This is a genomic window from Bartonella sp. CM31XJBT (assembly GCF_028618555.1).
In the GTDB taxonomy this organism is placed as follows: Bacteria; Pseudomonadota; Alphaproteobacteria; order Rhizobiales; family Rhizobiaceae; genus Bartonella.
Genome location: NZ_JAQITD010000074.1, coordinates 1 through 1213 on the forward strand (window position 1 = coordinate 1; position 1213 = coordinate 1213).

At 37.4% G+C, this 1213-nt stretch carries 1 protein-coding gene and 1 pseudogene; both read left to right on the forward strand.

All coding sequences use genetic code 11. The annotated features are described in order from the left end of the window. The first annotated feature begins 218 nt into the window (after positions 1–218). Positions 219–908, forward strand: a complete 690-nt coding sequence (locus PVV63_RS10230) for a hypothetical protein (RefSeq protein ID WP_273791758.1) — start codon at positions 219–221, stop codon at positions 906–908. Positions 909–1006: 98 nt separating this feature from the next. Continuing rightward, positions 1007–1213, forward strand: a pseudogene (locus PVV63_RS10235) (hypothetical protein); the annotation flags it as partial.

Genomic DNA, 1213 nt, shown 5'->3' on the forward strand with positions numbered 1-1213 from the left:
TAATGAAGATATCTGTGATGATGCATATCCTGAGTTTGGTAGCGAAGATGATTATTATCGTCATGAGTATTATGCTGATTTTGAAGGGTATTATGACGATGATAATGACAGCGAATATGAAAGTGATGCTGCGTAAATGACACGCGCGGGCGGTGCGGGGGCTCCCTCCTTTAAACATCTCATTTAAAAATTTAAATCTCTATAAAGGAATTGTGCTCATGCAAAAGAAGTTTGCACTCACAAATGAAACGCGTGTAATTAATAATCATACCCTTTATCGCATTAAAGCATTAAAAGACTTTGCTGATGTTAAAGCAGGTACTTTAGGGGGCTTTATTGAAAAGGAAGATAACCTTTCTCATGATGGCAATTGCTGGGTTTATGATAATGCTTGTGTTGTAAAATCTGGTCGTGTTTATGAAAATGCAAGGGTATATGGCAATGCTGCCATTGGTGGTTTTGTTTATGGCAATGCGCATGTATATGATAAAACCCGCGTGTATTTTGGAGCTCATGTTTATGATAATGCGCATCTTTCTGATAAGGTGTGGGTTTATCAATATGCAAGGGTTTATGGGAATGCAAAATTAACAGGAAGTGCACGCATTTATAGCAAAGCTGAGGTTTATGATCATGCTGTTGTAAGTAGCTCTTCAAAAATTTATGGCAAGGTTTATGGCAATGCTAGCGTGGGTGGGTATGTTAAGGTCTATGGTTCTGTTTATGGGAATGCAAAAGTGACTGGTTATCACACCATTAGAGGTTTGGTACATGGCAATGCAAGGTTAAAAAGAGATGGTTATTCATATGTCAAACAAAACTTTTATTATGCATATGGAATTCCTGAAGATTGTGAAATTTATGAAAACGATACCGTTGTAAAGATTATTGAAAATAACGCTGCGTAAAGACGCGCGGGCGCGGCGGGGGCGCCTGCTTTCCAACCCAATTTTTCCATTTCAAATTTTATCAAATGTTTATCACATTAAATTGTGAGGGTATCTCTATGTGCAAAAAATACGAATTAACCAGTGAAATCAAAAAAATCAAACATGCTCTTACTCGAAATATTATAAGCCTTTATCGCATTAAAGCTTTAAAAGATTTTGATGATGTAAAGGCGGGGTCTTTAGGCGGCTTTATTGAAAAGGAAGTTAACCTATCCCATGATGGTAATTGCTGGGTGTATGATGAGGCTTGTGTCTATGGTCAT